General features: G+C 56.6%; 14 protein-coding genes and 5 pseudogenes. 8 read left to right on the top strand and 11 right to left on the bottom strand.

The window, feature by feature from the left end:
* Positions 1-28: 28 nt before the first annotated feature.
* Positions 29-1,231 (bottom strand): GAF domain-containing sensor histidine kinase, encoded by a 1,203-nt coding sequence (locus OZ911_RS08995; protein WP_023047149.1) that lies wholly within the window; start codon positions 1,229-1,231, stop codon positions 29-31.
* A gap of 220 nt (positions 1,232-1,451) precedes the next feature.
* Positions 1,452-2,153: pseudogene (locus tag OZ911_RS08990) on the bottom strand (transposase); the annotation flags it as partial.
* A 522-nt stretch (positions 2,154-2,675) separates the two neighbouring features.
* On the opposite strand from OZ911_RS08990, the gene OZ911_RS08985 reads away from it, so the two are divergent.
* Positions 2,676-3,659: an LLM class oxidoreductase gene (locus tag OZ911_RS08985; RefSeq protein WP_023047151.1), complete on the top strand. Its 984-nt coding sequence runs from the start codon at positions 2,676-2,678 to the stop codon at positions 3,657-3,659.
* Positions 3,660-4,074: 415 nt separating this feature from the next.
* On the opposite strand, the gene OZ911_RS08975 is transcribed toward OZ911_RS08985, so the two are convergent.
* The 4 genes from OZ911_RS08975 to OZ911_RS08960 form a co-directional block, all read right to left on the bottom strand.
* Complete coding sequence (locus OZ911_RS08975) at positions 4,075-4,377, bottom strand: putative quinol monooxygenase (RefSeq protein WP_023047152.1); 303 nt, start codon at positions 4,375-4,377, stop codon at positions 4,075-4,077.
* A gap of 227 nt (positions 4,378-4,604) precedes the next feature.
* Complete coding sequence (locus OZ911_RS08970) at positions 4,605-5,705, bottom strand: low temperature requirement protein A (RefSeq protein WP_023047153.1); 1,101 nt, start codon at positions 5,703-5,705, stop codon at positions 4,605-4,607.
* A gap of 98 nt (positions 5,706-5,803) precedes the next feature.
* Entirely contained in the window at positions 5,804-6,343 is a 540-nt protein-coding gene (locus tag OZ911_RS08965) for a DsbA family protein (RefSeq protein ID WP_070086726.1), read from the bottom strand.
* Positions 6,344-6,354: 11 nt separating this feature from the next.
* On the bottom strand, positions 6,355-6,897 hold the full coding sequence (locus tag OZ911_RS08960) for a redoxin domain-containing protein (protein WP_019751018.1): 543 nt from the start codon (positions 6,895-6,897) through the stop codon (positions 6,355-6,357).
* A gap of 510 nt (positions 6,898-7,407) precedes the next feature.
* Between OZ911_RS08960 and OZ911_RS08950 the strand changes: the two are divergent.
* A pseudogene (locus OZ911_RS08950) lies at positions 7,408-7,578 on the top strand (FAD-dependent oxidoreductase); the annotation flags it as partial.
* A gap of 229 nt (positions 7,579-7,807) precedes the next feature.
* On the opposite strand, the gene OZ911_RS08945 reads toward OZ911_RS08950, so the two are convergent.
* Complete coding sequence (locus tag OZ911_RS08945) at positions 7,808-8,320, bottom strand: GrpB family protein (RefSeq protein ID WP_023047155.1); 513 nt, start codon at positions 8,318-8,320, stop codon at positions 7,808-7,810.
* A gap of 62 nt (positions 8,321-8,382) precedes the next feature.
* Positions 8,383-8,925 (bottom strand): AAA family ATPase, encoded by a 543-nt coding sequence (locus OZ911_RS08940; RefSeq protein WP_023047156.1) that lies wholly within the window; start codon positions 8,923-8,925, stop codon positions 8,383-8,385.
* 418 nt (positions 8,926-9,343) lie between these two features.
* Here OZ911_RS08940 and OZ911_RS08935 point away from each other — a divergent pair.
* The 5 genes and pseudogenes from OZ911_RS08935 to dmeF all read left to right on the top strand — a co-directional run.
* Positions 9,344-9,604 (top strand): annotated as a pseudogene (locus OZ911_RS08935) (sigma factor); the annotation flags it as partial.
* 101 nt (positions 9,605-9,705) lie between these two features.
* Complete coding sequence (locus OZ911_RS08930) at positions 9,706-10,593, top strand: FecR domain-containing protein (RefSeq protein ID WP_070086727.1); 888 nt, start codon at positions 9,706-9,708, stop codon at positions 10,591-10,593.
* 102 nt (positions 10,594-10,695) lie between these two features.
* A complete protein-coding gene (locus tag OZ911_RS08925; protein WP_375341493.1) occupies positions 10,696-13,131 on the top strand; it encodes a TonB-dependent siderophore receptor in 2,436 nt (811 codons plus the stop codon).
* 413 nt (positions 13,132-13,544) lie between these two features.
* Complete coding sequence (locus OZ911_RS08920; protein WP_031311694.1) at positions 13,545-13,820, top strand: metal/formaldehyde-sensitive transcriptional repressor; 276 nt, start codon at positions 13,545-13,547, stop codon at positions 13,818-13,820.
* Between the two features lie 8 nt (positions 13,821-13,828).
* Positions 13,829-14,758 carry a CDF family Co(II)/Ni(II) efflux transporter DmeF gene (gene dmeF, locus OZ911_RS08915; protein ID WP_023047161.1) on the top strand — a complete coding sequence of 310 codons (930 nt, stop codon included), beginning with the start codon at positions 13,829-13,831 and terminating at the stop codon, positions 14,756-14,758.
* Positions 14,759-14,958: 200 nt separating this feature from the next.
* Here the strand turns inward: dmeF and OZ911_RS08910 are convergent.
* Positions 14,959-15,580, bottom strand: a pseudogene (locus tag OZ911_RS08910) (tyrosine-type recombinase/integrase).
* Between the two features lie 160 nt (positions 15,581-15,740).
* Here OZ911_RS08910 and OZ911_RS08905 point away from each other — a divergent pair.
* A complete protein-coding gene (locus OZ911_RS08905) occupies positions 15,741-16,049 on the top strand; it encodes a chorismate mutase (protein WP_023047163.1) in 309 nt (102 codons plus the stop codon).
* 37 nt (positions 16,050-16,086) lie between these two features.
* On the opposite strand, the pseudogene OZ911_RS08900 reads toward OZ911_RS08905, so the two are convergent.
* Positions 16,087-16,204, bottom strand: a pseudogene (locus tag OZ911_RS08900) (LysE family translocator); the annotation flags it as partial.
* A 47-nt stretch (positions 16,205-16,251) separates the two neighbouring features.
* Positions 16,252-17,163, bottom strand: a complete 912-nt coding sequence (gene cynR / locus OZ911_RS08895; RefSeq protein WP_023047164.1) for a transcriptional regulator CynR — start codon at positions 17,161-17,163, stop codon at positions 16,252-16,254.
* Positions 17,164-17,249 lie beyond the last annotated feature (86 nt).

Below are 17,249 nucleotides of genomic sequence, written 5' to 3'. Positions count from 1 at the left end.
GAAGCAACCTATCAACCGAGACTTACATCTAGCCCTCTTCCGTCCACTCCAAAGTGCCAGGGAACCTCGCTATGAAGCGCGTGCCGTCCTCAGGCGTAGAGGTTACCGATAGCGTCCCGTTGTGACCCGCTACGATCTGAGATGCGATATACAAACCGAGCCCCAGCCCCTCCCCGCGCCCCCCTGCCGCTCTTTTGAACGGCTGAAACAGTAGCGGTAACAAAACGTCGGGGATTTCTGGGCCATGGTTCATCACTGACAGCACTATATGATTTTCTTGCATGCTTGCGCTCACGTCTATCGGACAATCACGCGCCCCATGAGCAACGGCATTGCCCAACAGGTTTGAAAGCAATTGCCCCATTCTCCCAGCATCACAGAACACCCCAGGTGAAATGACCACCTCTTGACGGATTGTGACGTTGGGATGACTCATCATGATTTCATTGATGACGGCAGTAAAAACGTCACCCAGGTTATCCACTAAAGTCCGTTTGACCGGAATGCCTCCCCCCAACTTTGCTCGAGAAAAATCCAGGACATCCTCAATCAAGTGATTCATCCGCTGCGAGCTTTGTCGTATTGCAATGGCAAGCTGCTGCTCGCGACCGGCGGGAAGCTTGGCCTCCAGTAGATCAGCGCTCATTCTGATAGCGCTCAGTGGCGAACGGAGGTCATGCCCCAGTACGGCAATGAACTGCTCACGGACAATGCCGGTCTCGGCTGCATTGGCCAGTTCAATCGTTTTGGCCTCAAGGTCCGCCAAAACGTCGAGTTGAACAGCTATCAACTGGGCGAAAAGCGTTAGTGTTTTGCACACCGCATCTTCATCAAAACGTGCTGGAACCTCATCAATAGCACAGAGCGTTCCGAAAAAATCCCCGTTTGTCCTGATGATAGGTATGGAGACATAGCTTTCTAAGCCGTATGTCCTAGGGGTGTGGTGGGCTGAATACACCGGGTGCTCACTGGCATGCTTGAATATAACGGGTTTGTGGTGCTGACGAATTTCGTGGCAAATCGTCGTTTCCAGCACCAACTCGCCGCCCGGCATGAGCCCAAAATCAATAGAATCATCGACGGCGCAAGCCACCCATCTCGTCTCGGTGACACGCGCAATTGCCGCAAAGCGCATGCCGGTGACATGCTTCACCATATTGAGAATGAGCGGGACGGCCTCGACCTTGGCAATCGTACTGATGTCATATGAAAGGTCAGACGGATAAGGCATCAAGTCGCCGATTGTTTGAATGGTAAATTGGCATTAAAGCGTATGCTCCAGCGTTTGACAACGAACCCGTGCAGGGTATGCGGCCGTCAATCCGGGCATGTGGTTTCGATCAATACAGGTGGCTGACGGGCAGTTCCAGTTATGGGGAAGGCGTTGGTCAAGTCAGGTGATTTGAGCGTTCCGAAGGGATGCTCCACCGTCTGCCGGCGAACCTTCATCTTTCTGGGTCGTGCTCCAATCGGATCTGCACGGCTTCGACTGTAATAGCCTCGGCTTCAATGTCCTTGAGCTTCGTCATCTGCTGTTTCACTTTTTCTATTTTTTCGCTCAGCCGTTCAGCCTTTGCCCCGGCGACCTCGAGCGCTGCCCGATCCGCCGAACCCATCGCCGCAAGAGAGCGGTCAATGCTCTGCTCGATCTGCTGCATGCGCGCCTTGATCTTGCCCTGGGTAAAGTTGCGGTCGCGGTTATTTACGGCTTTGAATTTGCTGCCGTCGATGGCAATGATCGACTGGGATAACAGATTGAGGTTGCGGCAAAGCACTACGAATTGCCGGCAGATGCTGCGAATGGCTTTGCCGTTGTCTCGGCGAAAGCCGGCAATCGTTTTGGATTCAGGAACCAACCGGCCCGTTAACCACATCAGCTCGACATTGCGCTCTGCTTCGCGCTCAAGCCGGCGGCTGGACTGAATCCGGTTGAGGTAGCCATAGATGCAGATTTTCAGCAGGACTGCTGGATGGTAGGCCGGACGACCCGTTGCCGCAGGATCGACACCCTCGAAGCCGAGTGCTCCAAGGTCGAGTTCATCGACAAAAACGTCGACTACCCGAACTGGGTGTTTTTTGGTGATGTAGTCGTCCAGGCACTCCGGCAGCAACGTAACTTGTGTCCGAGACTCACCTTCAGTGAATCGCTTCATGATCGTCCCCGCCACGATCTCGACGATCAAAAGGTTGGACAATTGCAGGCGTTTTCACACAGCCGGGGTCGTAAGCTGCCACACGCGGACGGCAGCTATCGACCCATAGCTGCCCTCCGCGAAAGGCAGCTACCGGCCAATAGCGGCCGTTCTGGAATGGCAGGAAACGACCGATAACGGCCTTCGATACGCGACTTTCGCCCGCCAGCGGCTCGATTGTAAGAATATGGCGGAGAGCTGCAAAACCGCCTACGCTTATAGAATGATTCCTCGAACGCCTTGCCCATCTGGTGGTATAGAACCGAGAGATCTGACTTCCTTTGACCGTCCGCTTAACACCCACCCGGACCACCCGCGCCTATCGCCAGCAACTGCCCCCTGAGTCCGGTCCACACGACCAGCAGTACGGCGCAACGGGTAAAAGCCAGACCCAGTCCCCCCACTGCCGTTCAAAAGCGACCGATGCCGCAGCACCTCTGGAAACGGGGGCGCTGTTCACGTTCTGCCATGAGGTCAATCCGTATGTATCGGCCGAGCACGATTCCTTACCAGAAGCATCGAGGGTTCAGCCGAACCTTCACTCAGGGGCATTTGAGCCTTGGATTATTCTTTCCCATGGAGGCGTTCGACGGGGACACTCCGAGCATGCTCAGCCAGGTCACACTGGCTAAACAAGCCGAGGCGCTGGGCTTCTGCGCGCTCTGGTTTCGCGACGTGCCGCTTCGCGACCCTGGCTTCGGCGATGTCGGCCAAGTCTTCGACCCCTGGGTTTACCTGGGTTATATGGCCGCCCATACCTCGGAGATTGCACTTGGCACCGCCTCCATCGCCATCCCGCTGCACCATCCCCTGCACACGGCCAAGGCGTCAGCCAGCGTAGATCAGTTGAGCACTGGTCGCTTGATTCTGGGGGTTGCTTCGGGAGATCGGCCAGTGGAGTTTTCGGCGTTTGGCGTCGATCCAGAAAGGCGTGGAGAGATCTTTCGAGAACACTACGAAGTGATTCGCCGCGCCCACAGCACCAGTTTTGAGCCCATCCACTGGAGCACTGGTGAAATGCAAGGTGCAGACCTGATTCCGAAACCGACCACCCAATTCATTCCAATGCTCGTGACCGGCAACAGTCGCCAGTCACTGGATTGGATCGCGCGTGAGAGCAACGGATGGATCAACTATCCACGCATTCCGAACATGCAGCGGCTGGTCGTGGAAGATTGGCGACTGGAGGTCACGAAACAATGTGGTTCTGTGTATAAGCCCTTTACTCAGTCGCTGTACATCGATCTCGATGAGAATCCGTCAACGCCACCCACACGTATCCATTTGGGGTTCAGACTTGGACGTTACCATCTACGTTTTTTGCTGGAGTCGCTTGAGGAAATCGGCGTGGACCACGTCATTCTCAATCTCAAATACGGCAAGCGCCCTGCGGTGGAAGTTATTGAGGAATTGGGTACGCACATCGTTGCGCAGTTCGGAGTGCAGCCGCGTCAGGCAGCTCATTGAACATCGGTCACTGCTACGCCGACGAATGCTCACTTGACGAAACCATAAGGTGTCACGGCGCGGATGACCTCCGGTTCTATATCAATGATGGAGATCTTCGCGCCATCAGCGACCGGTGCCCGGCAAACAATCTACCCTACCCAGCCTAAACCCGTGATGAGCACGTTGCCTTGCAGATTCTGTGCGGCTTCCACGCCGTCCCTGGACACGATTTGCGCGCGTATCCTTTCACTTATACCGAGCGCGCAAGCATGGCATGAATCCTGGACACGGCACTTTAGCCATGACATTTATCTTCAATACAAGTGTTTTGATTGATCACCGCCCGGAACAGCAGCAGGCCCAAGCTATCCTGATTTTCACAAAATACATCGTGGGCCTCCCAGTACTGACTGGAGCTTCCTATTGGGTTTGCTTAGCCGGGTAGCTTGGCCGCAAGGACGTCAACCTTCTCGATTGATGGCGGTTCGGCAAATAGCTCGGCAGCGTTTGCCATAAGCGCCGCCGCGACCTTGCCCGAAAGATGAGCCTGCCGGCCCGCTTCATCCGGGAATGCGTCAAAGATGCCAAAGGTGGACGGCCCCAAGCGGATTCCAAACCAGGCTGTAGTGGCTGGCTCCTCCTCCACTAACGGAAGGCCACCCAAAAGAAAGCTCTCTACATCCTTTTCTTTCCCGGGTTTTGCTTCTAGGCGAACGAACAACGCTACTTTGACCATGATGTGGCTCCTGTTGTTACGATGCGGCTGGCGCTATCAGATCGCGATAGCTAAGAGGGGCATCCGAGACTCTTAACTATGGTCGACGATACCAGATTACAAACCCAAATAGACCAAGGGTAGCGGCGAGTAGCGCACGAGCAGTGAGAACGACGTAGTGGGCAGCATGTAACCGCAAGTCAGCCACTTGCTCACTTGGTCCCACCCTCTGGTCTGATAATGATGATTCAACGATATCTGAAATTTAGAAAAACATAAGAGATCATGGTTGCTGTCAGGCCGACCAATATGTACTCGACGCGGGGTAAAAACACGACTAACCCGCCCAAAGAAAACACTATCAACGTGTTTTGTAGGATGTATTTCCTTATTCTACTCACGGCTATGAAATAGCCATATTGCTTACCTAGGAAAAACAAGGCCATGCCGGTGATCGACATAATCTGGAAATCGCGTATCGCAATGTCGTTCAGGATCGCATGCCTAATCAAATTTGCCAGAAGTGCCAGCCCCATAAAAAGAAAAAGGTGCGAGTAGATTAAGGCGTGTCCACTCATACTGCTTTGATGTTTGTTCAGCAAGTAAAAACTATCAAAATAGATCCACCAGATACTGCAAATCATGATGAATCCGGTGATGGCTGCCATCACATTATAATAACCCCATTGAATGTTAGATAAGCCTCCGGAAAGGCTAATAATTGACTCCCCCAATAAGATTAGGGTGAGTAGGCCTATGCGCTCAACCAAGTGCTCTGTGTGTGCTGGCAACGGTTTTAGTTTAGTCCAGAAAAATACAGGAAACAGAATATCAAGAATAATCCCAATATAAGCAACAAGGTAACGCAAGGGCGGGTCAAAAATAACGGATGAAAGGCTAATAACTGCGCTAACTAATAGGGCGAAGCCAAGCCTTGAGGAAAGTTCGCCGCGAGAATCGAGTTTACTAATGGATGAAATATACATAACACTGATGATTGCACGTATACCAAAATAGCAGGCAATAATGAGCGGGTAGTTCACTTCCAAGTCTTCCCCGATCCGTGCCGATAGCACAATGAGCAGGAGCATTATGAATAATGTTGCCAAACGGTGAAGATTGCTGTCTGTATCGAACCTGTTGGAGTAAATCGTGTGACTGGACCAGATCCACCACAGCGGCACAAAAAGCAGTAAGAATGTCCATAATTGCTTATGTTCAAAGTGCCCATCATGAACATGTCCGAGAGTGTGCGTAACTTGGCCTATCGTAACAACGAAAGTCAGGTCAAAAAACAACTCCAACCATGTGGCGTGTCGATTTTCTTCATAATACTTCAAAGATTTCATTAGTTGCCGGCTCCGTGCCCACCTCTTTAATGTAAAAGGAAGCTAACGTTGGTTTTTCCTCGGCTCCGATGTGGGTGATGCCAAGCCGATTTGGCTCTCTAGCGATTTCGTCCACGCACTAACAAAAGCTCAATCATCTGACTCATCCCGATGAACTCTGGAACTCCGTCATAGCGAAGCCCGTCAATGTAAAACGCTGGGGTGCCATTCACGCCGCTGCGTACACCGCCATTGAAATCGGCTTGTATTTTGGGAATGTAAGTATCCTCTTGCATTGCAAGATCGAATTCCTCCCTGGAAAGGCCGTGTTTGAGAACGATGGCGCGATACAGCGGCAGGCCCAATCGATCCTGATTTTCGTACAATTCGTCGTGGGCCTCCCAGAAGAATCCTCGACTCCCGGCATACTCAGCGGTGACCGCTGCACCCAATGCATGGGGGTGAGCGGTGGTCAGAGGGAAGTTACGGAACACAAACAGCAAGTCATCGCGAAAATGCTGTTGCAGATTCTTGACCATCCAATAAGCTTCACCGCAATAGGGACATTCATAGTCGCCAAATTCGACCAAGGTGACCTTGGCATGCGCACTTCCCTGGCGATGGTCGTTGGCACTTACCGGGACTTTGAGAGTGGCCATCTAATCACCTGTTAATTTTTGGTTGGCGTGCTTTGTGGCGAATTCGCCAAAGCATCCAGCGCATCCAGAATACCGTCCGCACCAGGGTTGATTGCCATCGGGGAGACGTAGCTCCAGGCAACCACCCCGTCCTTGTCAATCACGAACAGCGCACGCTTACAAACCCCGAGCTGGGACTGGTACGCTCCATACTGTCGTGCCACAGCCCCTTTGGGCTCGAAATCGGCCAGCAGGCTGAAGTGAAAATTCCGATCTTTGGCAAAGGCCTGATGACACCAGGCGCTGTCAACCGAGATACCCAGTAGCGCCGCACCGTATTCTCTGAATGTGGGTAGCAACTGGTTGTACAAAGTCAGTTGGTCACCGCACACCGAAGTCCAGTCAGCGGGATAAAACGCCAATATCACGGGATTTCCCTTTAGCTCACGCAGCGACAACTGTTGATCAGGGGTTGCGTGAAGAGTGAAGTCGGGCGCGACAGTGCCGGCCGGCAGCGGCCCCTGAACCAGGTCGCCATTGGTTTTTTGTGCATCATCGAACTCTAAAGTATTCATTGCTTGAACCTTGATAGATGGGTGGTTGGGACGTGCTCAGTGGGATGCGACGTGCCCGGTGGGATAACTCCATCCACCATCAAGGGGTTCAAAAAAAGACAACGCTGCCTCGATCTCAGCCTGAGCCTGAGTGATTTCGGCAGCGAAACGTTCACGTTCCGCATCAAGGAACACAAGAAGATCCGCCGTGTAATCGCGGAATTGGATTAGGCCAGGTTGGCAGGGGAATGGTCAGATTCGCTCTGGCTCACCAATGACTATAGTCGTTGATGACGCTTACCGTAGTAGCTGAACGATTTTTCGCTACCCTCCAGTGCCAACAACACTCACGCGCTTATCTTGCTGCCATTTCAGGCGGCGTTTTAACACGATGATTTTGGCAGCTATTTCGCCACTTCAGACAAATTTACATCTGCTTTCTGGACGACAACTGCTACCCCTTACGACAAGCAGAAATCGACCAGAGGCAGACACTGAAACCGCCTTCAGGTCTACAGAGTGAAGGTTGATATGGGAAATGCTCTGGACAAACGAGTCGTTGTCATTAGTGCCGGCATCGTGGGCGCTTCGCTGGCGTAACACCTGGCTGATAAAGGCGCGAATATCACCTTGGTTGAGGCTGAAGGTATCGCGTCGGGAGTGTTTGGAGATTCACTCGCATGGAGCAACATCCTATACGGATAACGTGACCCCATTGCAGCACTGCGCGGAGCAGCAGTCAAAGATGCGGCTCGCGCAGCGATGGTGCTGTACCTAACGAATAGTCGAGATCGGTCTTCGGGAAGCTGAGCGGCAGACTTTGCGAATATTGTCACTGACCGCTTTTGGCCGTTAGCTGCCCTCCGCCAAGGGCAGCTATGGGTCGAAAGCGGTCGTGCGCGACCGGCAGCTGCCGCCCCCTAGCGGACCATCACCGTCGCCTGTTATCCCCCTCAAGCAACGCCGCGATAATGAACGGCCCCTTCTTTTCCAGATACTCAGCCATACCGCCGGTATTGGTGGCTTCCAGCTCAATCTTTAGGTCTTGATATCGCTGCCGAAGTAAGCTGTCGTTCCTGAGCAGATCTCTGAACGTCAGCATCTGGATGACTGATTGATGGCCACACCTGCAAATGTGGATCTTGTGGGTTCGCACCTCGCCAACATTGCGGCGGTAGAAATGGTGCCCTTGCGACAGGTCACTGCCGCGTACATACCCCAGCGTCAGCAGAACCTCGTCCCGCGCTGCCTCATTGCGATGCTCCGAAACCTCGATCAGCACATCGATTTCAGGCTTGGCTGCAAGTTGCGGGACAGCTGTGCTGCCTACATGGTGCATGGCGACAAGCTCATCGCCGAATGCCAAGGCGAGCAGCAGTTTGTCCGCTTCGTACCGTTGCGGCCATGCGGGGTTGTGGGTCGTGATCTTGCTGGTCAGCGCCATGGGCCATCCTTGGGCAGGTAAGAACGTTCTAATGCGCCGTTTCGGCAGGCGCCCGCCGCCATCTAATGACCTTGCACAACCCCATCAGGCTGCGTGCCCATGCTTGCGAGAAAAATCTCGGTCTCCCGATTGGACCGCAGGCAGACCACGCGACACCCCGACGGCACCGTCGCCACGAATCGCTTCATTGCCTTGCGAGACGAGGTTTTCGTCCGCCACATGAACCTGAAAAACTCCGGCAGGGTGGCCAGCAGTTCCGGGCAGTCATCCGGCAAGTCTGGCCGGGACCGACCGCGGTTCAGCATCGTTCTGAGGAGCACGCGCCAGAATCGAAGCGGCGCCGAGCGATCGATCCATATCACCATGTCAGCGCGGGCCAGGCGGTTGCTCCATGTGGCCGAATGGCCGCCTTCGAAGATCCAGCGCTCACGAGCCTCGACCTCGTGGCATAGACGCGTCTTCTCGTCCCGGCTCCGCTCCACCCAGCCTGGCTGCCAATGAATCGTGTCGATATGCACGACCGGCAAGCCCGTGCGCTCGCCCAGCTTGCGCGCCAGGGTACTTTTCCCAGAACCCGGCTGACCAATGATCATCACCCGTTGCATTGAAGCTCCCTCTCGCCATGCTTGTTGAAATTGGGGCGCGCGATTCTACGGCAATGGGCGATGCGGTCAACTGCACCGCCCTGGTCAGCTGACAGGTTGAATGACGCGCCCTCATCTGCAAGGAAGCGCCGGTCGACATACGCTTCAGAGCCCCGTCTGCTCTTTCTTGGGGGCAGCCCACTTTGTGGGAGCGGGTTCAGCCGCGAACACCTGCACAGCCGGTGCCATCCACCGCACCGCCTGCTTTGCGGGTAAACCCGCAGCCACAGGTATTGCCAGTCCTCACGCTCACAAACAATAATAAGAGCAATTCCTATTTGAGATAGCCTCCATCTCGGCCGACTCGTCTGTTTCTGCCTCCGTCGGCACGCTCTACGTCGAACACAGCCCTTGGCTGCTCGGCTGGTTGCGCAAGCGTATGGGCAACCACTGCGATGCTGCGGACCTGGTGCAGGATACGTTCCTCAAGGTACTCAAGGCGCGTACCGCCGATGAGATCCGCGCCCCCCGGCACTACCTGTCGAAGGTGGCCAAAGGCTTGATGATCGACCTGTATCGCCGTCGCTCGTTGGAGCAGGCTTACCTCGAAGCACTGGCCGCTTCGCCTGAGACCCACGTGCCCAGCTCCGAAGCCCAGGTGATGGTGTTCGAAACCCTGATCGAGCTCGACCGAATGCTCGCCGGCCTCGGCGCCAAGGTGCGCGAGGTGTTCGTGCTGGCGCAACTCGAGGGCCTGCCCCGCGCCAGGCCGTTCGCGAGGCGGCACGCTGGTATGCGCAGTTGTCCACCCAGTCGGCCAGCACAGAGGAGCAAGCGCGCTGGCAGGGCTGGTACGACAGCGACCCGCTGCACCGTGAGGCGTGGCAGAGGATGCTGGCGGTCAGCGACCGCTTTGCCGGCTTGCCTGGGCGCCTCGCCGCTTCGACCTTGCTCGGCGCAGGGCAGGCCCGCCGCCAGGTATTGTATGGGCTGGCCGTGCTGTTGGGTGGTGGTGTGCTCGGTGGTGTCGGCTGGCGCAGCGAAACCCGGCAGGTCTGGGCCGCCGACTATCGTACGGGTGTCGGTGATCAGCGCACGGTGCAACTCGCCGATGGCAGTCGGATGCTGATGGACACCGACACGGCGGTGGACGCGTTTTTCGATGGCCAGCAACGGCGTTTGCTGTTGCGGCGCGGCCAGGTGCTGATCACCACTGCACGCGATCACGCTGCCCGGCCGTTCATGGTCGACACCCGCGATGGCCGTGTGTTCGCCCTAGGCACGCAGTTTCAGGTCAGTGTCGACGACCACCGCAGCGAAGTGGCCGTGCTGGAGAAAGCTGTCGAGGTTTCTGTCGGCAGGTTTTACGAAATGCGCCTGGTAGCCGGCCAGCGCGCAACGTTCAACGCCCAAGGCATTGGCCCGCTGCGTGCCAATGACGCCAGCGTCGCTGCCTGGGCGCAAGGCAGCGTCGTGGCCATCGACACCCCGCTGGTTGAGCTGTTGGCGGATTTGTCGCGCTACCGGCCCGGCTTGTTGAGCTGCGACCCTGGCGTAGCGCGCTTGAAGATCTCCGGCGCGTTCCCGATCGCCGACACCGACCTGGCGCTGACCGCGCTGGAAAGTGCATTCCCGCTCAAGGTGCATCGGCGCACGCGTTACTGGGTGACCGTGTTGCCAGGCAGCTGACCGCCGCACGCGGAAAAAAATGTTCGCCACCTTGCACTTTGCTGGCAGCTCGTTCGGCTTTTCCTCCCACATGTTCAATCGAATGTTCCTGGGGAGGGAAACATGAGCAACACGCGACAGTCGCATCCAGCATTGGCATTGGCCGTACACCTGGCTTTGGGCGCAATGTACATGGCAGGGGGCAATGCCGTTGCCGCATCGGTGGCCCAGGAGCAAACCCGCAGCTACGATATTGCACCGGGTTCGCTGACCGAAACCTTGGGTCAATTCGCCAGCGCCGCGGGCGTTACACTGTCGTTCGACGGTGCCAGTACCGAGGGCCGCCGCTCCGCTGGGCTCAGGGGCAGCTACAGCGTCGCGGGCGGTTTTGCCACGCTGCTTGCTGGTAGCAACCTGCAGGCAGTGCGCCAGGCCAACGGCATCTATTTGCTGGTTGACGGTGGCGATGGCGCGGTGGTGCTGGGGGCCACCAGCATCACCGGGCAGGCTCTTGGCAGTACCACCGAAGGCACTGGTTCATACACCTCCAGCGCCATGCAGAGCGCCACCAAGCTGCCTTTGTCCATACGCGAAACGCCGCAGTCGGTAACGGTCATCACCCGGCAACGGATGGACGACCAGGCCATGCGCAGCCTCGATGACGTGGTGCAGGCCACCCCCGGCCTGCGGATGTCGGCAGCACGCCCAGCCAACAGCGAGTATTTCTCGCGTGGCTTTCCCGTCACCAACCTGATGTTCGACGGCTTGCCGACAACCTACAACGCCGACTGGGTCGCCGCAGCCGATATGGCCCCGTATGACCGGGTCGAAATCGTGCGCGGTGCCACGGGCATGATGCAGGGTGCAGGCAACCCGTCGGCGGCGATCAACATGGTGCGCAAACGGCCCACCCAGCAGTTCCAGGGCAGCGTCACAGGTTCCGCCGGCAGTTGGGACAACTACCGCGGCGAGCTGGACCTCAGTGGCCCGCTCAGTGACAGCGCCAGCGTGCGCGGGCGTTTCGTGGGCGCCTACCACGACAAGGACAGCTACCAGGACTACGCGGGTCGCGAGCGTGGCCTGTTCTATGGCATCACCGAGTTCGACCTGACCGACAGCACCACCCTGAGCCTGGGTGCCTCCAACCAGAACGACAATAACAACATCAACTGGGGTGGCCTGCCGGTCAACCGTGATGGCAGCCACGTCGGTTACTCCCGCTCCACTAACGTTGGTTACGACTGGAGCTATCAGGACATCGACAACACCACGGCTTTCGCCGAGCTCGACCACAGCTTTGGCAACGACTGGCGCCTGCACCTGGCCGCTTCCAAGAGCTGGTCGGACTTTGCCATGCAAGGGGCGGTGTTCGAGCGCACCGGCACGCCGGCTGCAGAAGTTCTCCGCCAGCGGGTGTTCAACCAGCGGCGTGACTATGACCAGTCCACCTACGATGTGTACGCCAGTGGCCCGTTCAAGTTGCTCGAGCGCCAGCATGAGCTGGTGGTCGGTGCCAGCAAGCGTGAAGTCAAGACCAGCGCCCACGGCGGTACCGTGTTCCTGCCGGTCGACGATCTGTTCAGCGTCAACCCAAGTGGTGTGAGCAAGCCTTCTGTGGCCGACATCTACACCCTCAGCGAGCACGTCGAGCAGGAAGGGGTTTATGCCACCACCCGGATCAACCTGGCCGACCCGCTCAAGCTGATCGTTGGCGCGCGTTTGGACTGGTATGACAACCAGTCGGTGTACAGCGAGATCAATGATGGCTACTACACCAATGCCGACTACAAGGTAACCCGTAACGTTACCCGTTACGCCGGCGTGATCTACGACCTCGATGACCATCACTCGGTCTACGCAAGCTACACCGATATCTTCATGCCCCAGTCGGCACTGGCCCGAGATGCCTCGATCATCCGCCCGATCGAAGGCAAGAACTACGAAATAGGTATCAAGGGTGAGTACTTCGACGGCGCGCTCAATGCCAGCGTGGCTGTCTTCCAGATCGATCAGGAAAATCGCGCGGCGGAAACTACCGACCAGGCCGGTTGCACCAACTTTACCTGCTACGAAGCCTCCGGCAAGGTGCGTACCCAGGGTATCGACCTGGAGTTGATGGGGGCATTGACCCCGAACTGGCAGGTGGGCGCTGGCTACACCTACTCGCAGACCCAATACCGCAAGGACGCCGACAAAACCAAAGAGGGCACGAAGTTCGACACCGACCTGCCCGAACACCTGTTCAAGCTCAGCACCACCTACACCTTGCCGGGCGAGTTGCACAAATGGCGTGTCGGCGGCAACGTCTATGCCCAGAGCAGCATCTTCAACAAAGGTTCCAATGCGTTCGGCAATTATCACATCGACCAAGGTGCTTACGCGGTATACGGGTTGATGGTGGGCTACAAGGTTAGCGAGAAGCTCGACACGCGGTTGAACGTGAACAACGTGTTTGACAAGAAGTACTACCAGGGAATCGCCAGCAACAACACCTGGAGCCCGTACGACGTCTATGGTGATCTGCGTAACTTCACTGTCACTGCCCGGTACAGCTTCTGAAATAGACGCGACAATAGATGCACGACTGGCATGCCTGGTTCACGCCTGCCAGTTACAGCGCCCCGAGCAACCTGACGGCGTCGGTGACCTGGAAGTACTGTGCTGGCCTCTGGCTTTCGCAGGGGTGTCACCAGCTTTCAGGCCAGCACTGTACCAGTGGGAGCCGGGCTTGTCGGCGATGGGGCGCGAAGCGGCCCCGATGCAGATGGTGCCCGCTCAGGGTTGAAGTCAGCCGATCGCAGACTGCTATCGACCCGAAGCTGCCCTTTGCGGAGAACAGCTGTCGGTACAAACAGATACCCGTTCCCTCTAGCTCTTATCTGACTTTACCTGCCTGGGGTTTCGGGCAACGACCTTGCATAGGTATAGGGGGTATGCCTATCATAGGCGTAGATAGGTATAGGGGGTATCCCATGGGTCATATCGCAGCAAACAAAGACGATCTTCTCAAGCGCGTAAAACGCATCGCCGGGCAAATCCAAGCCGTTGAACGGGCATTGGAATCAGACCACGATTGCGCCAAAACACTTCACCTTGTTGCCGCTACTCGCGGAGCCATCAATGGCTTGATGGAGGAAATCATCGAGGACCATGCACGGGAGCATGTCGCTAACCCAGCACTCAGCGAAGAAGAGCGTAGCAAGGGTGTCGAAGAGCTACTGGAAGCCATCCGACGCTACTCCAAGTGAACACGTCCATGAACAGCATCAACATCAACCACACACACGACCACATGTTCCTTGGCTCGGCCCACGACGAAAATGCCAAGCGTACGCTTTGGGTTGTGGCCCTGACTGTTGTGATGATGATTGGCGAGATCACCGCCGGCTATCTCACAGGCTCGATGGCGTTGCTCGCCGACGGCTTTCACATGGCAACCCACGCCGGGGCGCTGGGCATCGCCGCAGTCGCTTACGGATACGCAAGACGTCATGCATCCAGCCAGCGCTACAGTTTCGGCACCGGCAAGGTTGGTGACCTGGGCGGGTTCGCTTCGGCACTGATTCTCGGCCTGGTCGCCCTGGGCATCGCAGTTGAGTCTGTCATGCGCCTCTTGCAGCCAACAGATGTTCAGTTCGGTACTGCTACGCTCATCGCAGTTGTCGGCCTGGTCGTCAACCTCGTCAGTGCGCTGTTGCTGGGTCACGGGCACAGTCATGGGCACGATCATGATGATCACGGCCATGCCCATCACGGCCATGACAACAACCTGAAGTCGGCCTACGTCCATGTCATCGCTGACGCACTCACTTCGGTGCTGGCCATAATTGCACTGCTCGCCGGGCGATATCTCGGCTGGGTGTGGCTGGACCCGGCCATGGGCATCGTAGGCGCCATTGTCATCGCACGTTGGGCCTGGAGCTTGATGGGGATTACAGCTGGGGTACTGCTGGACCAGACAGATATGCACGTTGCCGAGGAAATTCGCGAACTGGTTGAGAAGCCGGGAGATGCCTCCATTACGGACCTGCACGTCTGGCGGGTAGGGCCACAAGCCCATGCTGCCATCGTCAGCGTCCTTGGCGACGCCACTGCGAACGCCGACAGCATTCGTGAGCGGCTCAAACCTGTTCACGAAGTCAGTCACCTCACAGTAGAGTTTCGACTATCAGATGGCAGCCGGTAAATCGCCTGATTTACTCTCGCGCAACTAAGATTACTGACAATCGCGGCCTGAAAAATGGCTGCCGTGCAAAGGGCGCATGTAAGCTTGAAGTGGTTAAGAAAGCTCACGGATAGATACTTCCCGGGCCGGACGTGACCGTCCGTGAGCGGCAGATATGGGTCGAATCGCGACGGTCATTCCTCGACCGTCGCTGGACGCTGTCAGACCTCCGTGTGCTCTGCCATCTCCAATGCGTCATCGACTTCAATGCCCAGGTATCGCACCGTGCTTTCAAGCTTTGTATGGCCGAGCAGGAGCTGAACTGCTCTCAGGTTCTTTGTCCTGCAATAGATCAGCGATGCCTTTGTACGTCTCATCGTGTGGGTGCCGTACCTAGCAGGATCTAGCCCAATAGACTTTATCCACGCTTTGACGATTCGGGCGTACTGCCGGTTGGAGAGATGCGCTGAGGCGTGTAGCCGGCTTGGGAAAAGACAATCCTCGCTGTGGAGTTGGGCTTGATGTATCCAGGCCTGTAGGGCCAGCCGCGTTTGCTCTGTAATTTCAAACTGTACGGGACGTTGGGTTTTCTGCTGAATCACTATCGCCCGCGATGACACGTGCTCCCCATGAGCAACGTCGCGTACGCGAAGCTTGGTCAGATCGCAGGCTCGTAGCTTGGCTATCGATGGCCAGATCGAAAAGGGCTAAATCACGAGTTTCCTCCGCGATTTGGAGCCTTACCCGAATGGCCCAGATATCTTTCAGTCGGAGCGGAGCTTTCTGCCCGACCAATTTTGCTTTGTTCCAAGGCTGATGGTTGCTGGTCGTAATGGCGTTCATGGCTTGTCCTCCATGTGAGGTAGGACAAGGATGGTCAACCCAATCCAGAGGCGCTAACCGGCCCGTTGCGGACATTCACCAGAGGCTACAATACAGCCCCAAACCACCAGCAACTGCCTGCCCTAACCAAACGTAGGCTCATGAAAAGGAAGTCAGGCACATGGACGTACGTTGCACCTCTCTGGACGAAGTCCGCCAAGGGATCGATGAAATCGACCGCAACCTTGTTTCGCTTCTCGCCAAACGGGGCCGGCTTGTGACCCAAGCGGCTGCCTTCAAGAAAACCACCGATGATGTGCGTGCGCCTGCTCGGGTCGAGCAAGTGATAAGAAAGGTTCGTGAAATGGCTGCCGAGAATGGTGCCTCGGCTGAGGTCGTAGAGCAGGTCTACCGGGCAATGATTTCGGCCTTCATCACTGAAGAACTGGCCACCCATGCGAAGCTGGCCAACGATCCTTCAGTTTCTTGATGACAACGCGGGGCTCATTCGAAGCTCCGCCGCTTTCCCCGAGCCAGAGCAGATAGCCGGCAGAGCTTGATCACCGCGGCCTGCATCAGAAGGCGCAGCCCTAACGAAGCGGCTGCGACGTGGAACAGAATGCCCGCGCCTGACGCCATGCCGGATTATTTTTCAGCATTTTCAAGGGTCGATAGCGGCCAACGGCACCCTTTTACATCCGCTGAACGGAGCGGCCTGGCGACTCAAGTTGCTTGGCCACTTTCATCGCCAATTCGACAAAGGCCCTGGCTGCAGCCGTTTGGTAAACCCCTTTTCGTTGCATCAGAACAGCAGTGCGTTGCAGGCGCTGCGGGTCTAGCTCGATAGCGACCAGCTGCTCGTGAGCCTGGGCGATGGTGGCCGGCAACAAGGTCGAGAGCGTGGTCCTGCTGACCACTTCGATAAGCGCACTGATGGTATTGGCTTCCACTTGTACGTGAGGGCGAATGTTGTGTTGGCGGCAGTAGCTGTCGATCTGCTCACGCGTGGCGAATTCGGCGCTCAAGAGTATCAACGATTCTGAGTTCAACGCCTCCAGGCCAATACTGCCCGTCGTGGCTAGAGGATGATGCTTGCCGACCACCAGCGCGAGGGTTTCGACCAGTAGCGCTTGGGCCTCCAGGTCCAGATGATGGCCGTTGTCGAACGCAATGCCCACATCAACCTCGTCGGCCAACAACAGTTCTTCCATCGCCTCTTGAGCGATCTCACGCACCACCAGCGTGATGTTCGGGTACCGCCCATAGAACGCTTCAACCAGCGGGCCAACGAGGTAGCTGGTGAATGTTGGTGTTACCCCCACCCGAAGTGACCCGCGACTCAGATCGCCGAGGTCATCAATCGCTCGTTTTGCTTCCTGCAGTTCCTGCGCAGCTCGCTTGGCATAACGCAGGTAAACCTCGCCGGCATCCGTCAAGCGCGTGGTCCGGCCAGAGCGATCGAACAACAGTGTGCCAAGGCTCTCTTCTAGCTGCCGGACCTGCTGCGACAAGGCCGGCTGAGACACATGCAAGGCCGCTGCGGCGCGCGTGAAACTGCGGTGATTTGCCACTGCGATGAAGTACTGGATGTGCCGGGCAAGCATGAACGCACCTATAAGATTATCTGATGGACTAGATCATAAATCAGACTTTTACCTTATTGAAGGGGCTGCGTAACCTTTGCTTCAAC

It is taken from the genome of Pseudomonas fortuita (genome assembly GCF_026898135.2).
GTDB lineage: Bacteria > Pseudomonadota > Gammaproteobacteria > Pseudomonadales > Pseudomonadaceae > Aquipseudomonas > Aquipseudomonas fortuita.
This window is presented reverse-complemented; position numbering and strand designations above follow the sequence as displayed.

Excerpts from the sequence above, each read along its gene's own strand:
- OZ911_RS08920 (WP_031311694.1), top strand. The coding sequence starts at position 13,545 with ATGGGTCATATCGCAGCAAACAAAGACGATCTTCTCAAGCGCGTAAAA.
- OZ911_RS08960 (WP_019751018.1), bottom strand. The coding sequence starts at position 6,897 with ATGAATACTTTAGAGTTCGATGATGCACAAAAAACCAATGGCGACCTG.
- OZ911_RS08975 (WP_023047152.1), bottom strand. The coding sequence starts at position 4,377 with ATGGTCAAAGTAGCGTTGTTCGTTCGCCTAGAAGCAAAACCCGGGAAA.
- cynR (WP_023047164.1), bottom strand. The coding sequence starts at position 17,163 with ATGCTTGCCCGGCACATCCAGTACTTCATCGCAGTGGCAAATCACCGC.
- OZ911_RS08965 (WP_070086726.1), bottom strand. The coding sequence starts at position 6,343 with ATGGCCACTCTCAAAGTCCCGGTAAGTGCCAACGACCATCGCCAGGGA.
- dmeF (WP_023047161.1), top strand. The coding sequence starts at position 13,829 with ATGAACAGCATCAACATCAACCACACACACGACCACATGTTCCTTGGC.
- OZ911_RS08905 (WP_023047163.1), top strand. The coding sequence starts at position 15,741 with ATGGACGTACGTTGCACCTCTCTGGACGAAGTCCGCCAAGGGATCGAT.
- OZ911_RS08985 (WP_023047151.1), top strand. The coding sequence starts at position 2,676 with ATGTATCGGCCGAGCACGATTCCTTACCAGAAGCATCGAGGGTTCAGC.
- OZ911_RS08945 (WP_023047155.1), bottom strand. The coding sequence starts at position 8,320 with ATGGCGCTGACCAGCAAGATCACGACCCACAACCCCGCATGGCCGCAA.
- OZ911_RS08970 (WP_023047153.1), bottom strand. The coding sequence starts at position 5,705 with ATGAAATCTTTGAAGTATTATGAAGAAAATCGACACGCCACATGGTTG.
- OZ911_RS08940 (WP_023047156.1), bottom strand. The coding sequence starts at position 8,925 with ATGCAACGGGTGATGATCATTGGTCAGCCGGGTTCTGGGAAAAGTACC.
- OZ911_RS08925 (WP_375341493.1), top strand. The coding sequence starts at position 10,696 with ATGAGCAACACGCGACAGTCGCATCCAGCATTGGCATTGGCCGTACAC.
- OZ911_RS08995 (WP_023047149.1), bottom strand. The coding sequence starts at position 1,231 with ATGCCTTATCCGTCTGACCTTTCATATGACATCAGTACGATTGCCAAG.